Origin of the sequence: Bacillus sp. PS237 (assembly GCF_037963345.1) — a bacterium.
GTDB lineage: Bacteria > Bacillota > Bacilli > Bacillales > Bacillaceae > Bacillus > Bacillus subtilis.
In genome coordinates this window covers 1,627,681-1,647,740 of the sequence record NZ_CP150156.1, presented here as the reverse complement: position 1 = coordinate 1,647,740, position 20,060 = coordinate 1,627,681, and the positions used below count along the sequence as shown (strand labels likewise).

The window sequence follows — 20,060 nt, the reverse complement described above, 5'->3', positions numbered from 1 at the left end:
AGCGATCCTCCTTATGTAATAAGTATTTCAATTCTATCATAAACATTGGTCAAATAAGACGGCATACATACTGAAATCCCCCTGAGTCATAAGGGGGATTTTATTGTTTCGTATGGTGTTTTTGCAATTTAGCTAAAGCTTCCTGAGCAGCGTGCTGTTCGGCTTCTTTCTTTGAACGGCCGTTTCCGACTCCGAGTGGTTCACCTTTTAGAGATACGATGGCTTCAAATTCACGGTTGTGCGCAGGTCCTTTTTCGTTGGAGATTTTATACTCCAGAGAGCCTTTGCCGTCCCGCTGCACGTATTCCTGCAGCTGGCTTTTGAAATCCATCACATGAGAAAAAGCACCATCGTTAATTTTAGGGAACACATAAACTTTTAAGAAACTTTCGACCGGCTCTAATCCTTGGTCAAGGTACAAGGCTCCGATAAATGCCTCAAAAACATCCGCCAATAGAGCAGGACGCTTTCTTCCGCCTGTCATTTCCTCGCCTTTACCCAACAGGACAAGATCGCCGAATGACAGCTCGTGAGCCAATGAAACGAGAGACGGTTCGCAAACAATTGCGGCTCTCAATTTCGTCAAATCTCCTTCACTCATAGCCGGGTATTTGGCAAATAAGAATCTGGAGATCGTCAGTTCCAAAACAGCGTCACCTAAAAATTCAAGCCTTTCATTATCTTCATACGGCTTTTTCCGATGCTCATTCACATAAGATGAATGTGTAAATGCTTGATACAAAAGCTTTTCATTTTGAAAGTGAACCGAAATCCGTTCTTGAAACTCTTTAAATTGTTCTACTTTTTTATAGAACTTTTTTTTATCTTTATAATGTGAGTGTTTTGACATAGTAACCTCCATAGGCACATCAGGTTCACCGCGCTTCTCTGACTAAACCGGATACAGCGCGCGTAAAAGCGGCATGCTGTAATAACTGCACGAATAAAGGGCTAAAGCCCCGCGTTTCGGCGGGACTTTTAGCATCAGCTTATTGCTGGTTTTGTATGTAGTTCACAGCGTCGCCGACTGTTGCAATCTTTTCAGCATCTTCGTCAGAAATCTCCATATCAAACTCGTCTTCAAGTTCCATAACAAGCTCAACTACATCTAGGGAATCAGCACCTAAGTCTTCCTTGAAAGAAGCTTCAAGTTTGACGTCTGCTTCATCAACGCCAAGGCGATCTACGATGATTTTCGTTACACGCTCTAATGTGTCTGCCATAGCAATTCACCTCCCCTCAAGTATTATAGTGGATTCGTTTTTAAAAAACTAGAGAAACTACGATGAAATTTTCGAGAAAAAACTTACATCACCATTCCGCCGTCAATATGAAGCGTTTGGCCTGTCATATAACGAGCTCCCTCTGAAGCTAGGAACGTGACAACACTGCTGACATCGCTAGGTTCACCAAAGCGCGCGAGCGGAATTTGTTTCAGCATTTCGTCTTGAACGTCTTTTGCAAGTTTATCTGTCATATCAGTTGAGATAAATCCTGGCGCTATTGCGTTTACCGTAATATTTCGGCTGGCGAGCTCTTTAGCAGAAGATTTGGTTAAACCGATGACGCCGGCTTTTGCAGCCACGTAGTTGGCTTGTCCAGGGTTTCCGCTGACGCCGACGATAGACGATACGTTAATAATGCGGCCTGAACGCTGTTTCATCATTTGTCTTGTAACAGCTTTTGTGCAGTTGAAAACACCCTTCAGGTTAATGTTAATGACGTCATCCCATTCGTCTTCTTTCATTCTCATGATGAGATTGTCTCTTGTAATTCCCGCATTATTAACCAGAATGTCAATCGTAGAAAAAACAGACAATGTTTCTTTTATCATGTTTTGTACATCTTCGGGATTTGATACATCCGCTTTTACAGCAATTGCTTTTCTGCCCATTGATTTGATTTCATCTACCACTTCATTTGCTTTCGCTTCATTGCCGGAGTAGTTCACGACAACATTTGCTCCGCTTTTTGCCAGATCAAGGGCGATTGAGCGGCCGATTCCGCGGGATGCGCCAGTGACAATAGCCGTTTTATCATTAAGCATTATCATTCTCCTCCTTAAGCGTTTGAATTGCCAGCTCGATCGTTTCCGGATCTGATACAGCAATTGTTTTTAACCGTCTATTCACTTTTTTCACAAGGCCTGAAAGCACTTTTCCGGGACCGATTTCAATAAAAGTCGTAACACCCTCTGCGATCAGCTTGTTAATGCTTTCCTCAAAACGAACCGGAGAGTAAAGCTGCTCAATAAGTTTTTCTTTGATATCTGCTTTTTCAGTCATCACGTCAGCAGAAACATTTGAGATGACCGGAACGTCAGCGTCTTTTATGTCACAGGCGTCCAATACCTCTTTCAGCTTTTCAGCAGCCGGTTTCATCAGTTCAGAATGGAACGGACCGCTTACTTCAAGCGGAATTGCGCGTTTTGCGCCGTTCTCTTTTGCCAGTTCAGATGCAAGCTCAACCCCTTTAGCTGTTCCGGAAATGACGATTTGGCCAGGACAGTTGAGATTCGCAAGCTGTACAAGGTTGCCTTCCTCTGTGACTTTATCGGTTACTTGCTTTAATGCTTCAGCATCCATGCCGAGAATCGCAGCCATTGCTCCTTCGCCAGCCGGCACCGCTTCATTCATAAACTCTCCGCGCTTTCTGACAGTATAAACAGCATCTTTGAAAGACAGAGCGCCAGCCGCAACCAGTGCAGAATATTCACCAAGGCTGTGTCCTGCTGTGAAATCAGGTGTAATGCCAGATTCTTTAAATTTCTCAAGAACAGCGATGCTTGTCGTAAGCAAAGCAGGCTGCGCATTGTATGTAAGTGTTAATTCTTCAGCATCCCCCTCAAAAATAAGCGAGCTGAGTTTTGTTTCCAACGTTTCATCGGCTTCATCAAACAGACGCTTTGCAGCAGGCACCTGCTCATAAAGCTCTTTTCCCATGCCGATAAATTGTGATCCCTGACCCGGGAATAAAAATGCAATCTTACTCATGATGTAAAAACCTCCAGACTACTCATCTGTTTTTTCTTCTTTCACTTCTTCCTGAATGAGCGCAGCCACATTTTGGCTGACCATCTCTCTTGCTTGCCGAATCGCATGGAATACAGCATTTGAATCTGAAGAGCCGTGCGCCTTGATCACAGGCGCTTTTAAGCCAAAAAGACTTGCTCCGCCATAATTCGAATACTCCATTTTCATTTTCATTTCTTTCAATTTTGGTTTCAGCACAGCTGCTGCAAGCTTGGATGTCAAAGTAGACGTCATTACGTCTCTCATCATTTTAAAAATTGACAACGCAGAGCCTTCCAGCGTTTTGAGTGTAACATTCCCGGTAAAGCCGTCTGTTACTACAACATCCGCCACATCATCTAAAAGGTCTCGCGCTTCCACGTTTCCGATAAAATTGATGTTTGCTGTTTCTTTTAAAATTTGAAACGTCTGCTTCGTCAGTTCGTTTCCTTTTTTATCTTCTGTTCCGACATTTAAAAGTCCGACTCTCGGTGAAGTGACACCGCGCACTTGCTGAGAATAAACAGAACCCATGATGGCATATTGAACGAGGTGCTCCGGTTTGGCATCGACATTGGCGCCGACATCAAGGAGAAGAAATCCGTCTCCCGAAACAGTCGGAAGTGTCGGAGCAAGCGCCGGACGGTCAATTCCTTTAATTCTCCCGACAATAAAGAGACCGGCTGTCATTAATGCACCGGTATTTCCCGCTGAAATGCAGGCGTCAGCTCTGTTTTCCGCAACCTCCTGCGCCATAAGAACCATAGATGAGTTCTTTTTTCTTCGCACGGCACGGACCGGTTCATCCGTAGGCTCAATCACTTCATCTGCGTGCAGCACCGTGATGCGATCTGATGTAGTTGTTAAATGTGATTCTATCGTTGTTTTGTCACCGACAAGTGTGATATGGAGATCATCAAATGCCTCTATACCTTTTATAACTCCGTCAATAACAGCTTTGGGAGCGTGGTCTCCTCCCATTGCATCTACAGCTATTCTCATGCATGCTCCACCTTTATGAATGTTTTGAACGATACATGTCAAAGCGTCCAGAAAAAACAATTTCTTCGCCAACGTAGCTGTTCACTTCGACAACCGTTCTTCCTTTTTCTTTTTCGACAGCCGTCACTTTCGCTTTTGCTACGACACGTTCACCCTGCTTTACCTGTCTTGTAAAGCGGATGTCTGCACTTGCAGTCAGCGCCAGCTCGTCATCAATGACTGCAACGGCCAAAGAATTCGCCTGTGCAAATAAATGGTGTCCTCTCGCAATCTGATTCCGGCTGAACACGTGCTCCTGTTTTATTTCTAAAATGGATATCGCCTGATCATCCAGCTCAAGGTCAATAATTTCTCCGATAACTTCATCAAGTGACAGGGACTTCACTTCGTCCTCAAGTGTTTTCTCTGCCACGTTCTTAATTCTTTCTCTCAGTTCAGGTATGGAAAGCTCTAAGCGGTCCAAACGTATCGTCTGGATGCTCACCCCGAATTTACCCGCTAGTTCTTCATCTGTAATAAAGGGGGTTGCTTGAATCGTCTGCTGAAGTAATTCCTGGCGTTCTCTCTTATTTCTTCTCATATCTAAACACCATCCGGACAATTAAGACTAGGTACTAATAGTAGTATATAATTTCATAGATTGGAATGCAACGATTGTTTCTGGCTGAACACCAAAAACTTCTGATACTCAGCTTAATTTTTCCCCGTCCATTACTCCGCTCTTCAGCAATTCATCTCTTAACACAGCGTATTCCGGCTCCTTCCAGAACGCGTCAGAAGCCACAAGATTCGCAGCATCCTGCCTTGCCGTTTCAAGCGCTCTGTAATCATGAACCATGTCCGCCACTTTAAATTCCGGCATTCCGCTTTGTTTTTTCCCGAAGAAATCACCGGGACCTCTCAGTTCCAGATCCTTTTCAGACAGCTCGAAACCGTCATTGGTCTCCGACATGATCCTCATCCGTTCTTTCCCTGTTTCTGATTTTGGATCAGCCATCAGAATACAGAAAGATTGATGCTCACCCCGTCCAACACGGCCGCGCAGCTGGTGAAGCTGTGATAGTCCGAAACGGTCGGCGTCATAAATCACCATAATTGTTGCATTCGGAACATTTACGCCAACCTCCACAACAGTGGTTGATACGAGAATTTGACAGTGATTTGCGCTGAATTCTCTCATGACCTGATCTTTTTCATCGGAATGCAGCTTTCCATGCATAAGGCCGACATTCCATTTTCCCCGAAAAATATCAGAAAGCATATTGTACACGTCAATGGCGTTTTGCACATCAAGCTTATCTGATTCTTCAATCAGCGGACAGATGATATAAGCCTGCCTGCCTTGCTTTAATTCTTTTTCGACAAATGCCAAAATACGATCAAGCATGTCATGTTTTACCCAATAGGTTTCAATTCGCTTTCGTCCAGCCGGCATCTCATCAATGACAGATACATCCATTTCACCGAATACTGTGATCGCTAATGTTCTTGGGATTGGAGTGGCTGTCATAAAGAGAACATCGGGATCCTGCCCTTTGTTCCGAAGCTTTTTGCGCTGCTCAACTCCAAATCTGTGCTGTTCATCAGTAATAACGAGACTCAACGCCTTAAACTCCACCTCGTCTTGGATTAAAGCATGGGTTCCTACAAGAATATCAATCTCACCCGCCGCAAGACGCTCAAGCAGTTCTTTTCGCCGCTTTCCTTTAACAGAGCTTGTCAAAAGAGCAACGCTGACGTCCCATTTTTCAAATAGCGAAACGAGCGAATCAGCATGCTGCTCGGCCAGAATTTCTGTCGGCACCATGAGCGCTCCTTGGTATCCGGATAGGATCGCGGCATACAGTGCAATGGCGGCGACTGCCGTTTTTCCTGATCCAACGTCCCCTTGAAGAAGACGGTTCATTCTGTATGGAGAAGACATGTCTGCTGTTATTTCGCGAAGAACGCGTGACTGGGCGTTTGTGAGGGGAAACGGGAGGCTTTTGATAAATCTCATGAGTTCTTCGTTTGAAAAACGCTGCCGTATCCCTTGTGTCTGCTCTCTTTCCGCCTTTCGGAACGCCTGCATTTTCAACTGAAACAACAAAAATTCTTCATAAACAAACCGCCGTCTGGCAAGCTTTAATGCTTCCCTTGTTTCAGGCTGGTGCATTGCTTTTAACGCTTGATAATAGTCAGGCAGTTTATAGCTTTTTCTTAGCTTTTCCGGAAGAGGATCAGGAAGTGAGTCTGCATATTGGGTCAGCGCCTGCTGAATAAAGCGCCTCATCATTTTGACGGTAACATTTTCTTTCACAGAATACACTGGTTCAATGCTTTTGTCTTCTTGATGCGGCCCGTTTTTCAACTCCTGAACAGAGATGGTTTGGCGGTGCTTGTCCCATTTACCTGAAACCGTCACCACAGAGCCGAGCGAAAGCTTCTTCTTCAAATAAGGCCGGTTAAAACATACGGCTGTGATTAAATAGTGGCCGACCAGAAGCCTGAATGTCAGCCTGTTTCGTTTTTTTCCGTAATAGGTAAGAGAAGGCTCTGAATGAACCTTCCCTTCGACTGTGACTCTTTCATCATGCTTTACTTCTTCTAAATCCCTCAGCTCGTAGTCATCATAGCGATAAGGGAAATAATTCAGAAGATCAGAAATGTCATAAATACCGAGTTCATTCAATGTTTTTTCTGTTTCCGGCCCAATACCCTTAATGTTAGCTATACTAGTTTGCTGATGTTGTTTCACGTGAACCTAGCGCTCCTCCGAAAATTTTTTTCTCTAATTCTCTTCCTGTCGGTGTTGCCGCTAAACCGCCCTGGCCTGTTTCTCTAAGTGCAGTTGGCATCGTTTGGCCTATTTTATACATGGCATCGATAACCTCATCACATGGAATACGGCTTGTAATGCCCGCCAATGCCATATCAGCAGCAATCATCGCATTTGACGCGCCCATCGCATTCCGTTTCACGCAAGGCACCTCAACAAGCCCTGCAACAGGGTCGCACACGAGGCCTAGCATATTTTTTAATGTAATGGCCATGGCTTCCGCGCTTTGTTCGGGTGTTCCTCCTGCCATTTCAACAATAGCCGCAGCCGCCATGCCTGAAGCTGATCCAACCTCTGCCTGACATCCTCCGGCGGCGCCGGAAATGCTTGCGTTATTGGCCACGACAAATCCGAAAGCCCCGGCTGTAAACAAAAAGCGGATCATTTGTTCTCTTGTTGGATTCAGCTTTTCTTTTACAGCAAATAACGTACCGGGCACCACACCGGCAGAACCTGCAGTCGGTGTCGCACAGATGGTTCCCATGGCTGCATTTACTTCATTTGTTGCAACGGCTTTCGATACAGCATCTAAAATCAGCGGGCCAGACAGGCTTTTTCCTGATCGAATATAGGCCTGCAATTTAACGGCATCTCCGCCTGTTAAGCCCGTTTGGCTCGTAACTCCCTCGAGTCCTTTCTGAACCGCCGCTTCCATAACAGACAGGTTATGATCCATCTGCTGAAAAATGTCCTCTTTTGTTTTTTCTGTTACTTCCATCTCTTGAGCTATCATCACATCAGAGATCAATATTTGTTTTTCTTTAGTAATCTCAATTAATTCTTTTACATTACGAAACATAACTGGCTCCTCCTGACCCTTTTCGCTAGTCAGCAATCTTTGTCACTTGAATAATATTCGGCAGCTTCGACAGCTCGTCGAGAATGTGGTCGTCAATATTTTGATCGACCTCTATTGTCATCAGCGCAAGCTGGCCGATATCTTTCCGGGCTACTTCCATATGTCCTACGTTGATTGAAAATTTCGCCAGAACATTGGCAACACCGGCAATTGTGCCAAACTTGTCATTATGAACAACTAATATGGCCGGATGATTTCCTGACAGCCGGAGCTCAAAACCATTCAATTCTGTGATTTCAATCTTTCCTCCGCCAATCGAAATACCCGTCAGTTCCAGCTCACCCTTTTCATCAGAAATGGTGATTTTTGCTGTGTTCGGGTGGACCGGGACTGCGTCTTCTACCCGAAACTCTATATCAATTCCTTTAGCTTCTGCAATTTGTATAGCGGTTTTAATCCGTTCATCGAATGTATCAAAATCAAGCAATCCGCCGATAATCGCGACATCTGTGCCGTGGCCCTTATACGTTTCCGCAAACGAGCCGTAAAAAGATACAATGATGCGCTCAGGCTCTCTGCCAAATAAACTTCTGGCCACTCTCCCGATTCTAGCAGCTCCCGCTGTATGAGAGCTGGACGGACCGATCATAACCGGGCCGATAATATCAAAAACGCTTCTGTATTTCATGCTATTCCTCCTTATGAACCAGAGCTTATTAGCGCTTTGCTTCTAGACTAATTGATCAGATATAAAATGGCAAGCGGGCGCGTTACAGCGCTGCCGCACTTAAAAGCAGACATAAGAATAGAAGGGCAAATTGCCCTTCTATTCTGCTGAAACTATATACGAATACAGAGGCTGTTTCCCATTGTGGATCTCAACCTCAATCTCCTCGTACTTTTCACTGAGAAACGCTTCAAGCTGCTCAGCTTCTTCCTGAGACGCATCCTCACCATATAGAATGGTCACGATTTCATCATCTTCTCCGATCATTTCTGACAGCAGCATTTTCGCGGCTGACAGCTGATTTTCAGAAGTGCCGATAATCGTTCCATTCAGAATGCCCATAAAGTCGCCTTTTTTAATGTCTTTACCGTCAATATGAGTATCTCTGACTGAGAACGTCACCTGTCCGCTTTTTACTTGCTGAATGGCGCTTAGCATATTGGCCTCGTTCGCTTCAGCTTCTTGATCCGGGTTAAAAGCCAGCAGAGCTGACATCCCTTGCGGAACCGTTTTAGCAGGAATGACAAAAACCTGTTCATCCACTACGCTGGCCGCTTGGTTAGCAGCCATGATAATGTTGGAGTTGTTAGGCAGGATAAATACCGTATCTGCATTTACAGACTTCACGGCATCAACAATATCCTCAGTGCTTGGGTTCATGGTCTGGCCGCCTTCAATCACAACAGAAGCGCCAATGCTTTTAAATAGGTCTGCAATTCCTTCTCCCATCGCTACAGTCACAATGCCATACGGCTGTTTTGCCGGCGGTGTTTCGTTGTCTGCAGGTTTGCTTTCTTGACTGATGATAGAGGTATGCTGTTCTCTCATATTTTCTATTTTTATTTTGATCAATTCACCGTAATGCTGGGCGTAGTTTAACACGTTTCCCGGCTCTTCAGCATGAATATGAACCTTCGCCAGCGATTCATCCGCAATCACAAGCAGAGAATCTCCGAACTGGCTGAGGTCTTGCCTGAACGTGCCTTCGTCGAACTCTCTTTTTGTCTGATCAAGCCTAACCATCACTTCGGTACAGAATCCAAATTCAATATCTTCGGTATTCATCATGCTTTGCGCGCTCTTGTGATGCTCTGCGCTGACCATGTCGTCAAGTGACGGAAGAACTGCTTTCTGAGGTACAGTTTCACCTTTTAATGAAGCAAGGAAACCTTCATACACACAGAGCAGGCCTTTGCCCCCGCTATCGACAACTCCTACTTCCTTTAGGACAGGTAGCAATTCAGGGGTGCGGTTTAAAGACGCCTCTGCTTCTTCTGTCACTGCAGTCATCAGCGCAGTGATATCGGTTTCTTTTTCTGCTAAGATCATTGCTTTTTTTGCAGCGTCTTTTGCAACTGTTAAAATGGTGCCCTCTACAGGTTTCATGACAGCTTTATACGCCATGTCTACACCTGCTTGCAGCGCAGCGGCAAACTCAAGTGCATTAATTTCTTTTTTCGTTTCAATGTTTTTGCTAAATCCGCGGAACAATTGGGATAGGATAACTCCTGAATTTCCGCGTGCTCCCATGAGCAGCCCTTTAGATAACGCGGAGCCCACCTTCCCGATATCATCCGTATCCATTTGTTCAACTTCTCTTGCTCCGGAAGTCATCGACAGGTTCATATTTGTTCCCGTATCACCGTCCGGCACCGGGAACACGTTCAGTGCATCAACTGCACTGGCGTTTTGAGACAGATTCTGCGCTCCCGCAAGAATCATCTCGGCAAAGGTTCTGCCGTCTAATGTTCTGATAGACAATCCTACTCCTCCTAACTACGGGTTCGTCACTCGTACGCCTTGGACATAAATATTGACAGAATCCACTGCCAGTCCGATGGTTTGATTTACTGTGTACTTTACTTTTGTTTGGACATTATGTGCCACTTCAGAAATTTTCGTGCCGTAGCTGACAATGATATACATGTCGATATGTATCTGTTCTCCTTCTTGGCGAACTTGGACACCCCTGCTGAAATTCTCTTTCCGAAGGATTTCAGTCAGTCCGTCTTTAATCTGGTTTTTAGAGGCCATGCCGACAATGCCGTAACAGTCAACCGCCGCGCCTCCTGCAACCATCGCGATGACTTCATTAGATATATCAATCTGTCCGTACTTCGTTCTTAATTCAATGGACACACTAGTTCCTCCTTCGAATGCATAGAGTTACAGCTATTCTACTATATGGTTTCCATTATGAAAAGACCAGGCAATAATCGCTGGCCGTACCTCTACATATACTATAGCGCTGCTGTTTCCGCAAGATGTCAAGTGAATTTTCTTGAAAGATGATGAAACAATAGTTGCAAACGTTTTTTAGCTGTGGTAAATTATTTAAAGTATCCATATCGAAAGCATCTAAGATTATATGAATGTTAAAAAGTAGATGTTTTGTGCAAGTGAGGAGGGAAACAAATGGCACGTAAATGCGTTATCACAGGTAAAAAAACAACAGCTGGGAATAACCGTTCTCACGCAATGAACGCTTCTAAGCGCACTTGGGGCGCGAATCTTCAAAAGGTTCGTATCCTTGTGAACGGAAAACCTAAAAAAGTATATGTATCTGCTCGAGCTTTGAAATCCGGTAAAGTTGAGCGTGTATAACAAAATGAACGCCTGCCCCGATATGTGGCAGGCGTTTTTATGTGGTGAAAGAGGGCTTTGAACCCCTGGGCATTAATCTTTTCTAAATGAGCCCAGCATCGCCCGGACAATTCCTCCTAAAAACTTCGGCAATTTAATGGTGTAAAATTTCATTTTTGTCCCCTCCTATAACGTCCCGTAACCGCCTTGTTCATTGTTTTCAGCAATTGAATGAAAGCACATGCTTAATCCGTGCTTCTTATCATTATTAATATGCCTTTTGCAAACGAAAAAGTACCTCGTGAATGAATGAGTTCGTTACTAATACATAGTGTTGAACCGAGCGTAATATGACAATTATTTAGAGGATATTTAAAACCGGTCAGGGTCAGCTCATGTATGTCTTCGGAAAACGGTATGAAGGAGATATATCGCTTATTTTCATCCTTCTCAATATCATATTCACCAGGAGGGAACATTTGAATATGATTTTGTTTGTCTATCAGCCTAATTTTTATGTTCGTTTTTACACCTTTATACAGAAGCTGAATGTTTCCTAAAAAATGATCAGCTCTGCCGCCTGTAATGCCGAAAATCTGAATAATATCCGGCTGCTTTTCCAGCGCCCAATCAAGGGCGAGGTCTAAATCTGTTTGATCTTTTTCTGCTTGATACACATGAAGGGCGGGAGCGGCTTTTTCTATTCGCCGGCGTTCTTGCTCCGTTATGCTGTCAAAATCTCCGAAGGCTTCAACAGGAATGATCCCGGCATCTAAGAGAGTGACGGTGCCTTTGTCAACACCGATCCAAAGCGTGTGTTCATCCGTATAGCCGGTTAGATCGGGAATGAGATTTTTCGGGCCTCCCGCAACGATATTAATTGTTTTCATCTCTGATTCCTTTCTCTGCATACAGGAAAAAGAGCTTAGGCTATTGTATGCCCAGCTCTTTTCTAAAGCTGCTTATTTACTTCCTCTGATTTCAGAAATTGCTTTTTTGCGGTCAGACTGGCCATAAACAGCTGAACCGGCAACGAGTAAATTTGCGCCCGCTTCAATGACGAGCGGAGCGGTTTCTTTGTTGACGCCGCCGTCTACTTCAATTAACAGATCTTTTTTTCCTTTTTCATCCGCCATTCGCTTAACCTCTTTTATTTTAGGAAGGACTGAATGAATAAATTTCTGCCCGCCGAAGCCCGGGTTCACCGTCATTAAAAGAACAAGATCAAGATCGTCGAAAACATGTTCGATGACTTGTACAGGGGTATGCGGGTTTAGAACTACTCCGGCCTTCACTCCTTGCTCTTTAATGAGCTGGATGGTACGGTGCAGGTGCGGACATGCCTCAGCATGCACAGACAGGATATCTGCGCCTGCTTTCGCAAAAGCCGGGATATAACGATCCGGCTCTTCTATCATTAAATGGACATCAAGCGGCAGATCCGTTACCGGCCGGACCGCTTCTACAATCAGCGGACCGATTGTGATATTCGGGACAAAATGGCCGTCCATAACATCAATATGAATACAATCGGCTCCGCCTTTTTCTACATCTTTAATCTCATTGCCTAAAGCGGCAAAATCAGCGGAAAGAATAGATGGTGCAACCTTTATCATTATGCTAATACCTCGGCTTTCTGTCTTTAATCTCCGTCATAAATTCAACATAATGGTCATAGCGATACTGCTTTAATTCCCCGTCTTCAACAGCTTGTTTCACCGCACATTTCGGCTCTTTCAGATGTAAACAGCCTCTAAATTTGCATGAAGAGCTTTTTTCTCTGATATCAGGGAAGGTATAGCCCAGCTCTTCTTCCTCAATGTCTGTAAATTCAAGCGAGCTGAATCCCGGTGTATCTGCAACCAAACCTCCGGACGTGTGAATCAGCTCCACGTGGCGGGTTGTGTGTTTCCCGCGGCCCAAATGCTCGGAAATCTCGTTTGTTCTTAATCCGAGCTCCGGACTGATCGCGTTGAGAAGCGAGGATTTCCCAACACCGGACTGACCGGCAAATACCGTTGTTTTATCCTGAAAATGCGGGATGATGTCCGCTAAACTATCTTGGTCCTTAGAGGAGGTAAGGTATACGTCATAACCAATATTCCGATAGTCTTCTGCATAGGCTTGTATCGTATCTTCTGTATCTTGATCTTCAATCAGATCCATTTTAGTAATGCATATAATCGGCTGAATATCATTGGCCTCAACGAGAACCAGGAAGCGGTCGAGCAATGCCGTGCTGAAAGAAGGCTGAACCGCTGAGAAAACAAGGACCGCTTGATCAACGTTGCAAATTGGCGGCCTGATAAGCTCGTTGGTTCTTTCTTTAATTTCCATTAGATATCCTTCTTTGTCATTTTCAGCTTGATACACAACGTAATCACCGACAAGAGGGGTAATTTTGTTTTTTCTGAAAATGCCTCTTCCTCTGCATTGTATTACTTTATCTGAATCCTCTGATTCATCCAGTACATAGTAAAAGCCGCTTAGCGCCTTAATAATTTTGCCCTCAGGCATATTTTCCCTCCTTGTTATTCATCTTTCGGATACTCAATGGTTTTGTAGCTGACAACTTTATTGTTTACCATTACTTGATAGTACCCTTTTTGGCCTGGTTCAATCTTTAGTTCGATCGTTCGTTCAGTCGGCTCTTTTATCTTAAATTCTTCGTAAGTGTCAGAGATGCTGTGATCCGCATCGTCAACCGCGATTTGCACTTGAAGCTCGTCCCCTTCATTTTCTGGTTCGTAGGGGATCTTGACCTTTTCTTTCACTGTTTTCGCAGGTTTTTTCTCTGGTCCGAGAGAGAATGTCACTTCAACTTCGTTTCCCGGCTTTACTGCCGTACCTGCTGCTGGTTTTTGTTTGACAACCTGTCCTTCTGGAACATCATCTGAGTATGCTTCTTTTTCTACAAGCTTCAATCCGTTGTCTTCCAGATATCCAGACGCTGCTTCTTTACTGTAGGTTTTCAAGTCTCTAAGCGTAATGTCTTCGGGTCCGATACTGACTGTAAGTTTGACTTGATCTTCACTCGGGACCAGCTCAGTCCCTGCTGAAGGATTTTGGTCAATGACAGTGCCCGCATTTTTCTCGTCATTCACTTCATTTACTGTTACATGATTAAACCCTTGGTCCTTCAACGCTTTTTTTGCTTGGTCGACCGTTTGGCCTGTCACATCACCGATCTCCGTTTTTGCTTTTCCGGTGCTCTTATAAAGGGTGACCGTGGCGCCTTCTTTGACTGTGGTATCCGCTTTAGGATCCGTTTTTACCATCAGGCCCTCTTCAATTTTTTCATCTGAGATTTCCAACACCTCGGAATCAACCTGTAAACCTTCTTTTTCCAAGAGCCCTGCGGCTTTTTCGTATTCCATTCCGGAGACATCAGGTATTTTGACATCCTTAGGCATGAAAAGCGACGGAAAAACAGTGACAGCAAGAATTCCAGCTGTGATAAAAACGAGGCATATCGTGAGCAAAACCCACGGCCACTTTTTTCTTTTGCCGTTCTTCTTTGTTTTGTTTTCTTGTGCGGTTGTCACTTCAGCTTCTTTTTCGCCAGCAGCTTTAGCAAGTTCTTCATCTTTAATGATAGGTATCGCTTTTGTCATTTCTTCATCTTCTTGAATCGTAAATCTCTTTTCATTGAGTCTGTCGGCATCAAAAGCTGTTTTTATGTCTGCTTCCATGTCTTCAGCCGTTTCGTAGCGATGAAAAGGATCTTTGGCAGTTGCCTTGAGTATGATGTTTTCAACGCTTTGGGGGACCGATGGATTCCACCTTTTTGCCGAAGGAGTTTCCGCTTGAAGATGCTTCAAGGCGATGCTGACTGCTGACTCTCCATCAAACGGAATACGGCCGGTTAAAAGCTCAAATAGAACGATTCCAAGCGCATAAATATCCGATTTTTTTGTGGCTAAGCCGCCCCGGGCCTGTTCAGGTGATAAGTAATGGACCGAGCCCAGAACTGAATTGGTATGGGTGATTGTGGTCGAACTTAGTGCCGTCGCAATTCCAAAATCCGTTACTTTGATATTTCCCATATGATCAATCAAAATGTTATGCGGCTTGATGTCTCTGTGAACAATCTGGTTTTGATGGGCATGAGCGATGGCTGAGACAATTTGCTCCATGATGTTCAGCGCTTCTTTAGGGTGAAGCGGCCCATTTGCTGTTATGTATTCTTTAAGCGTCATGCCTTCAACGTATTCCATGACAATATAATAAATATCATCTTCCTCGCCCAAATCATAAATGCTGACAATATTCGGGTGATCGAGGCTTGATGCGGATTGGGCTTCTCTGCGGAAACGTCTGATAAATTCATTGTCATTTGCATAGTCAAACCGCAGGATTTTAATTGCGACTTCACGGTCTAGAATGATATCCTCAGCTAAATACACGTTGGCCATTCCCCCGCCGCCTATGACGCGGAGAATTTGGTAACGCCCGCTGATCCGCTTGCCGATTAGCACTGATCTTCACCCTCTTCAACTTGTAAAGCAAGCTCAAGCAAAACTGCTGTAATGTTGTCTTCTCCGCCATTCTGATTGGCTTTGTCCACAAGCAGGTTTACTTTTTCCTGAGGAGCTGAATCGCTTTGCAGGATGTCTTTTAACTCAGTGCCTTCCACTTTATTTGTCAGTCCGTCAGAACATAGAAGCAGTTTGTCTCCGGGTTCTATATCAAAGGAACGGGTGTCAATACTGACTAACTGGTCTGTTCCAAGCGCCTTCGTCAACACATTTTTTCGCGGATGATGTTCAGCGTCTTCTCTGGAAATCTCTCCAGTGCGAACCAGTTCATTTACAAGCGAATGGTCTTCTGTCACTTGAACGAAATCATCGTCCTGAAGCAAATAGCATCTGCTGTCTCCGATATGGGCAACAGAAACCGTTTTCCCCGTAAAAAGTGCACATACAATCGTCGTCCCCATGCCTTGGCATTCTTCGTGGGCTTGAGCGTGATCGTATATTTTGCTGTTTACCGATAGAATCTGTTCAATGAGCCATTTTTCACATTCCGAGGGCGCAGTTGGAATCGTCTCTGCTTCATTCCATTTCTCCCCCATGGCTTTCACAGCCATCTTGCTCGCAACATCTCCAGCAAGATGGCCGCCCATGCCATCAGCGACAACCGCTAATATAAATTCATCTTTCCCCTTGAATATCCCCGCATCATCTTCATTATGCTGGCGGATTTTTCCTGTATCTGTTTTTAAGGCTGTTAACAACCCTCATCACCTCGTCTCGTCTTGACGCTCCTTCGCGCGAAGCTGACCGCAGGCTGCGTCAATGTCATGTCCTTGCTCTCTTCGGATTGTGACATTTACTCCGCGGGATTTCAGCGTTTTTTCAAAAGCAAAAATCTGATCACGCGGTGTGCGCACATAGTCCCGTTCAGGCACGTAGTTTACCGGAATCAAGTTCACGTGGCATTTGACTCCTTCCAGCAAGTCGGCAAGCTCTTCGGCGTGTTCCACCTGGTCGTTTACGCCTCCGAACAGCCCGTATTCAAAGCTGATACGGCGTCCTGTTTTATTAATATAATATTTAACGGCTTCCATTAGATCAGGCAGTTTATATGCTCTGTTAATCGGCATCAAACGGCTTCTGATTTCTGTGTTCGGCGCGTGCAGAGAAATTGCAAAGTTAATCTGCATTTGCTGATCAGCAAATTCGTAAATTTTCGGGATGATTCCACTCGTAGAGACCGTAATATGGCGAGCACCGATATTCAGGCCCTTGTCATGGTTAATGATTTTCAAGAAAGCGAGCATTTCGTTAAAGTTATCAAAAGGTTCGCCGATTCCCATGATCACGACAGAGCTGACGCGTTCATCCGTTTCATCAAGAGCTTTTTGCACTTTGACTACTTGAGCGACAATTTCCCCTGCTTCAAGGTTTCGTTTTAAGCCTCCAAGCGTTGACGCGCAGAATGTGCAGCCAATACGGCAGCCGACTTGTGTCGTTACACATACAGAATTGCCATACTCGTGTCTCATTAAAACGGTTTCGATGGTATAACCGTCATGAAGCTCAAACAAAAACTTCATCGTACCGTCTTGAGAGGTTTGTTTAACAGCCGTTTTCAGCGTTGTTAACACAAAGCGAGTGTTTAATTTCTCACGCAGATCCTTTGAGAGGTTTGTCATATCTTCAAAAGAAGATACGCGTTTTTCATATAGCCATTCAAAGATCTGGGCTGCACGGAACGGTTTCTCTCCATTGTCTGTCAGCCATTGTTTGATTTCATCTAATTCAAAAGAATAAATAGACGGACGCTCTGTCCGCAATTCTTTTCTTACTTTTGTTTTATTAAGTTCTGCCATTGCTTATCCCTTCTTTCTCATGCTGCAAATAAAGAAACCATCTGTTCCGAAATAATGAGGAAGGATTTGAAGCCTTCCATCCCGAACAAAGGGTCTCACCTTTTCAGGCAGCCGCTTTTCAAGAGACAAATCGGGTTCAAAATCAGGATGTTCTTGTATAAACGCATGTATTACTTCATCATTTTCTGTCCGGTCCATTGTACACGTACTGTAGACAAGAGTGCCACCTTTTTTTACTAATGGTGCGATTTCCCTCAAGATCGACAGCTGGATTTCAGCTAGACGGGCGCTGTCGTCAGGTTTTTTCGTGTATTTCATGTCCGGCTTTCTTCTGATAACACCGAAACCTGAGCACGGGGCATCGACCAATATTCGGTCAAACTGTTCGTTTTCAAACGTTTCCCCCGCTTTTCTAGCATCCATTGTTTCCGCATGAATGATTGTCAGGCCAAGCCGATCTGCCGCTTCTTTGATCAGCTTCACTTTATGTTTGTGAAGATCAAGCGACGTAACGCTCCCCTTGTTCTTCATTAATTCTGCGATATGAGCCGACTTTCCGCCAGGCGCCGCACACGCGTCAAGCACTGTTTCATCTGACTTAGGATCAAGGGCGCGGGCGACGAGCATGGAGCTCTCATCCTGGATAGAAACTTCGCCGTTTTGGAAGAAATGAGTTCCGGCAATTGTTCCCTTTAAGAGCTTCACAGCATCTTCAGCGAGGTCGCCTTTTTCAACTTCGATTCCCTCAGCAGCCATTTGGTCAAGCAGCTCAGCTCTGTCTGCTTTCATTTGATTGACACGCAGCGTCTGTTTCGGCGGAATGAGATGGATGCGGCAAATCTTTTCCGCAGCTTCAAATCCATACGCATCCGCCCACTCTTTCACAAGCCATTCCGGATGGCTTGTTTCTGTCGCCAGCCGGCGGACAGGATCTTCGATCGCGTCAAAGGATGGAACACCTTCGCGCTGAATAGAACGGAGCACGCCGTTGACAAATGAAGCAATGCCTTTGTGTCCGCGGATTTTAGCAATCTCAACCGCTTCATGAATGGCTGCCCTGTCTGGAATCTTCTCCAAATACTCCATTTGATATAAGGATAGGCGAAGAAGCTGAATCACCCACGGCTTTACCTTTTGAGGCTTATTGATAAACGGTTTAAGCATATAATCAAGCGCGATCTTATTTTGTAATGTACCATAGACAAGTTCAGTCAAAAGCCCTCTGTTCTGATCACTCAGTTCATTTGATTTAATGACCGATTTCAGCAGCAGGTTGCTGTATGCCTGGTTTTGTTCTAATTTGATCAGCGCCTCAAGGGCGATGTCACGAACACTAGTTTTTTTCATTGTTTACTCCTAACACATCACCGGCTTCAACATGAGCGCCTCGCACAAAGTCTTCGCCTTTCATTCGTTTTTTGCCTGCCGGCTGGAGTTCGGTTAATAACAGAGCCGTCTCGTTACCTGTGGCAACGATAATTCCTTCCTTTTCAACTGCAACGACTGTGCCGGGCTCAGCTGTTGTTGGTGCCGCTATTTTTTTCGACGCCCATATTTTCAAGTTTTGTCCGTTTAGAGTCGTATAAGCAACAGGCCATGGATTTAAGCCGCGGATCTGGTTGTAAAGCTCTTCGCCCGTTCTGGACCAGTCGAGCAGCTCTTGCTCTCTTTTAATGTTAGGCGCGTACGTCGCTTTCTCTTCATCCTGCTTTTCAGGTGATATGCTGCCGGCAATAACGTTTGGAACCGTTTCAGACAATAGCTTCGCGCCAGCAACGCTTAATTTATCGTGCAGTGTTCCGACATTGTCGGTTTCTTCAATGTCCACTTCCACTTTTGAGATCATATCGCCCGCATCCAATTTTTCTACCATATACATAATGGTAATCCCGGTTTTCTTCTTTCCCTGCAGAATGGAATAATGGATCGGAGCACCGCCGCGCAGTTCCGGCAAAAGGGATGCGTGAACGTTAATGCAGCCGTATTTTGGACTGTCGAGAAGCTCTTTAGGCAAAATTTGTCCGAATGCCGCCGTTACAATCAGGTCAGGCTTTAATGCCAGCACTTTTTCAATTTCTTCTGTCAATCTGACTTTTTCCGGCTGAAGAACCGGGATGCCGTGGCGCAATGCCTCTTCCTTTACCGGAGGAGGTGTCAGTACTTTTTTTCTGCCCTTCGGACGGTCCGGCTGTGTGACGACCCCCACTACTTCATATCCGTCCTCTATCAGGGTTCTTAAAACAGGAACTGAAAAATCCGGCGTTCCCATAAATACGATTCTCGTCATCAAATCATCCTTCCATATCCGCTAGTTCATCTTCTGTATAGTATTTACTTATTTTAGATGTAAACAGCACACCGTCTAAGTGGTCCATTTCATGCTGCACGGCTCTTGCTAAAAAGCCTCGCGCTTCCAGAATGAACGGTTTTCCCTGACGGTTAAACGCACGCACTTTGACATAATCGGCACGTGTGACATCACCATAGACGTTAGGAAAGCTCAAGCATCCTTCAATTCCGGTTTGCTCGCCGCTTTTTTCTAAAATTTCAGGATTAACGAGATCAATTCTCCCTCTGTCATCCCCGATTTCTACGACGGCCGCTCTTTTTAAAATGCCGATTTGCGGCGCTGCCAGTCCGACACCATCCATTTCAAGCATGGTGTCGTACATATCATCAAGCAGTTTTTTTAGCTTTTTATCAAAAACAGTCACGGTTTCCGCAGGTGTTTCCAAAACCTCCGCAGGATGTGTGACGACCTTTTTTACTGCCAATTTGTTACCCTC

The 20,060-nt window shown here is 44.8% G+C and carries 22 protein-coding genes; 1 reads left to right on the top strand and 21 read right to left on the bottom strand.

Going from position 1 to position 20,060, the window contains the following annotated elements:
- Positions 1-100 precede the first annotated feature (100 nt).
- The 11 genes from rncS to NST22_RS08535 all read right to left on the bottom strand — a co-directional run bounded on the left by rncS (position 101) and on the right by NST22_RS08535 (position 10,496).
- Positions 101-850, bottom strand: a complete 750-nt coding sequence (rncS, locus tag NST22_RS08585; protein ID WP_003232030.1) for a ribonuclease III — start codon at positions 848-850, stop codon at positions 101-103.
- A gap of 139 nt (positions 851-989) precedes the next feature.
- Entirely contained in the window at positions 990-1,223 is a 234-nt protein-coding gene (gene acpP / locus NST22_RS08580; protein ID WP_003154310.1) for an acyl carrier protein, read from the bottom strand.
- A gap of 83 nt (positions 1,224-1,306) precedes the next feature.
- Positions 1,307-2,047 carry a 3-oxoacyl-[acyl-carrier-protein] reductase gene (fabG, locus tag NST22_RS08575; protein ID WP_003232035.1) on the bottom strand — a complete coding sequence of 247 codons (741 nt, stop codon included), beginning with the start codon at positions 2,045-2,047 and terminating at the stop codon, positions 1,307-1,309.
- Entirely contained in the window at positions 2,040-2,993 is a 954-nt protein-coding gene (fabD, locus tag NST22_RS08570) for an ACP S-malonyltransferase (protein ID WP_003245314.1), read from the bottom strand. The genes fabG and fabD overlap by 8 nt, the downstream gene beginning before the upstream one ends.
- 18 nt (positions 2,994-3,011) lie before the next feature.
- Positions 3,012-4,013, bottom strand: coding sequence for a phosphate acyltransferase PlsX (gene plsX, locus NST22_RS08565; protein ID WP_003232041.1), 1,002 nt, complete (start codon positions 4,011-4,013; stop codon positions 3,012-3,014).
- 13 nt (positions 4,014-4,026) lie between these two features.
- The gene (gene fapR, locus NST22_RS08560; protein ID WP_003232044.1) at positions 4,027-4,593 is read right to left on the bottom strand and encodes a transcription factor FapR; all 567 of its coding nucleotides are present in this window, start codon (positions 4,591-4,593) and stop codon (positions 4,027-4,029) included.
- 108 nt (positions 4,594-4,701) lie between these two features.
- On the bottom strand, positions 4,702-6,750 hold the full coding sequence (recG, locus tag NST22_RS08555) for an ATP-dependent DNA helicase RecG (protein ID WP_003244692.1): 2,049 nt from the start codon (positions 6,748-6,750) through the stop codon (positions 4,702-4,704).
- The gene (gene sdaAA, locus NST22_RS08550) at positions 6,728-7,630 is read right to left on the bottom strand and encodes an L-serine ammonia-lyase, iron-sulfur-dependent, subunit alpha (protein WP_003232049.1); all 903 of its coding nucleotides are present in this window, start codon (positions 7,628-7,630) and stop codon (positions 6,728-6,730) included. The genes recG and sdaAA overlap by 23 nt, the downstream gene beginning before the upstream one ends.
- 25 nt (positions 7,631-7,655) lie before the next feature.
- The gene (sdaAB, locus tag NST22_RS08545) at positions 7,656-8,318 is read right to left on the bottom strand and encodes an L-serine ammonia-lyase, iron-sulfur-dependent subunit beta (RefSeq protein WP_003232050.1); all 663 of its coding nucleotides are present in this window, start codon (positions 8,316-8,318) and stop codon (positions 7,656-7,658) included.
- Between the two features lie 138 nt (positions 8,319-8,456).
- Positions 8,457-10,118 (bottom strand): DAK2 domain-containing protein, encoded by a 1,662-nt coding sequence (locus NST22_RS08540; RefSeq protein WP_003245033.1) that lies wholly within the window; start codon positions 10,116-10,118, stop codon positions 8,457-8,459.
- A gap of 15 nt (positions 10,119-10,133) precedes the next feature.
- Positions 10,134-10,496, bottom strand: coding sequence for an Asp23/Gls24 family envelope stress response protein (locus NST22_RS08535; RefSeq protein ID WP_003232054.1), 363 nt, complete (start codon positions 10,494-10,496; stop codon positions 10,134-10,136).
- A gap of 276 nt (positions 10,497-10,772) precedes the next feature.
- Here NST22_RS08535 and rpmB point away from each other — a divergent pair, with 276 nt between their 5' ends.
- The gene (gene rpmB, locus NST22_RS08530; protein ID WP_003221548.1) at positions 10,773-10,961 is read left to right on the top strand and encodes a 50S ribosomal protein L28; all 189 of its coding nucleotides are present in this window, start codon (positions 10,773-10,775) and stop codon (positions 10,959-10,961) included.
- Between the two features lie 72 nt (positions 10,962-11,033).
- Here the strand turns inward: rpmB and spoVM are convergent, their stop codons facing one another.
- The 10 genes from spoVM to def form a co-directional block, all read right to left on the bottom strand.
- Entirely contained in the window at positions 11,034-11,114 is an 81-nt protein-coding gene (spoVM, locus tag NST22_RS08525) for a stage V sporulation protein SpoVM (protein WP_003221545.1), read from the bottom strand.
- Positions 11,115-11,185: 71 nt separating this feature from the next.
- Positions 11,186-11,830, bottom strand: a complete 645-nt coding sequence (locus NST22_RS08520; protein WP_003245470.1) for a thiamine diphosphokinase — start codon at positions 11,828-11,830, stop codon at positions 11,186-11,188.
- A gap of 72 nt (positions 11,831-11,902) precedes the next feature.
- Positions 11,903-12,556, bottom strand: a complete 654-nt coding sequence (gene rpe, locus NST22_RS08515; RefSeq protein ID WP_003232058.1) for a ribulose-phosphate 3-epimerase — start codon at positions 12,554-12,556, stop codon at positions 11,903-11,905.
- A 4-nt stretch (positions 12,557-12,560) separates the two neighbouring features.
- Positions 12,561-13,457 carry a ribosome small subunit-dependent GTPase A gene (rsgA, locus tag NST22_RS08510; RefSeq protein ID WP_003232060.1) on the bottom strand — a complete coding sequence of 299 codons (897 nt, stop codon included), beginning with the start codon at positions 13,455-13,457 and terminating at the stop codon, positions 12,561-12,563.
- Between the two features lie 14 nt (positions 13,458-13,471).
- Entirely contained in the window at positions 13,472-15,418 is a 1,947-nt protein-coding gene (gene prkC, locus NST22_RS08505; RefSeq protein ID WP_003232062.1) for a serine/threonine protein kinase PrkC, read from the bottom strand.
- Positions 15,412-16,176 (bottom strand): protein-serine/threonine phosphatase PrpC, encoded by a 765-nt coding sequence (prpC, locus tag NST22_RS08500; protein ID WP_003232064.1) that lies wholly within the window; start codon positions 16,174-16,176, stop codon positions 15,412-15,414. The genes prkC and prpC overlap by 7 nt, the downstream gene beginning before the upstream one ends.
- A 6-nt stretch (positions 16,177-16,182) precedes the next feature.
- A complete protein-coding gene (gene rlmN, locus NST22_RS08495; RefSeq protein WP_003232066.1) occupies positions 16,183-17,274 on the bottom strand; it encodes a 23S rRNA (adenine(2503)-C(2))-methyltransferase RlmN in 1,092 nt (363 codons plus the stop codon).
- 3 nt (positions 17,275-17,277) lie between these two features.
- Positions 17,278-18,621 carry a 16S rRNA (cytosine(967)-C(5))-methyltransferase RsmB gene (gene rsmB, locus NST22_RS08490; RefSeq protein ID WP_003232068.1) on the bottom strand — a complete coding sequence of 448 codons (1,344 nt, stop codon included), beginning with the start codon at positions 18,619-18,621 and terminating at the stop codon, positions 17,278-17,280.
- Complete coding sequence (gene fmt, locus NST22_RS08485) at positions 18,608-19,561, bottom strand: methionyl-tRNA formyltransferase (protein WP_003232070.1); 954 nt, start codon at positions 19,559-19,561, stop codon at positions 18,608-18,610. Before fmt ends, rsmB begins: the two co-directional genes overlap by 14 nt.
- A 4-nt stretch (positions 19,562-19,565) precedes the next feature.
- Positions 19,566-20,048, bottom strand: a complete 483-nt coding sequence (gene def / locus NST22_RS08480; protein WP_003232077.1) for a peptide deformylase — start codon at positions 20,046-20,048, stop codon at positions 19,566-19,568.
- Between the last annotated feature and the right edge of the window lie 12 nt (positions 20,049-20,060).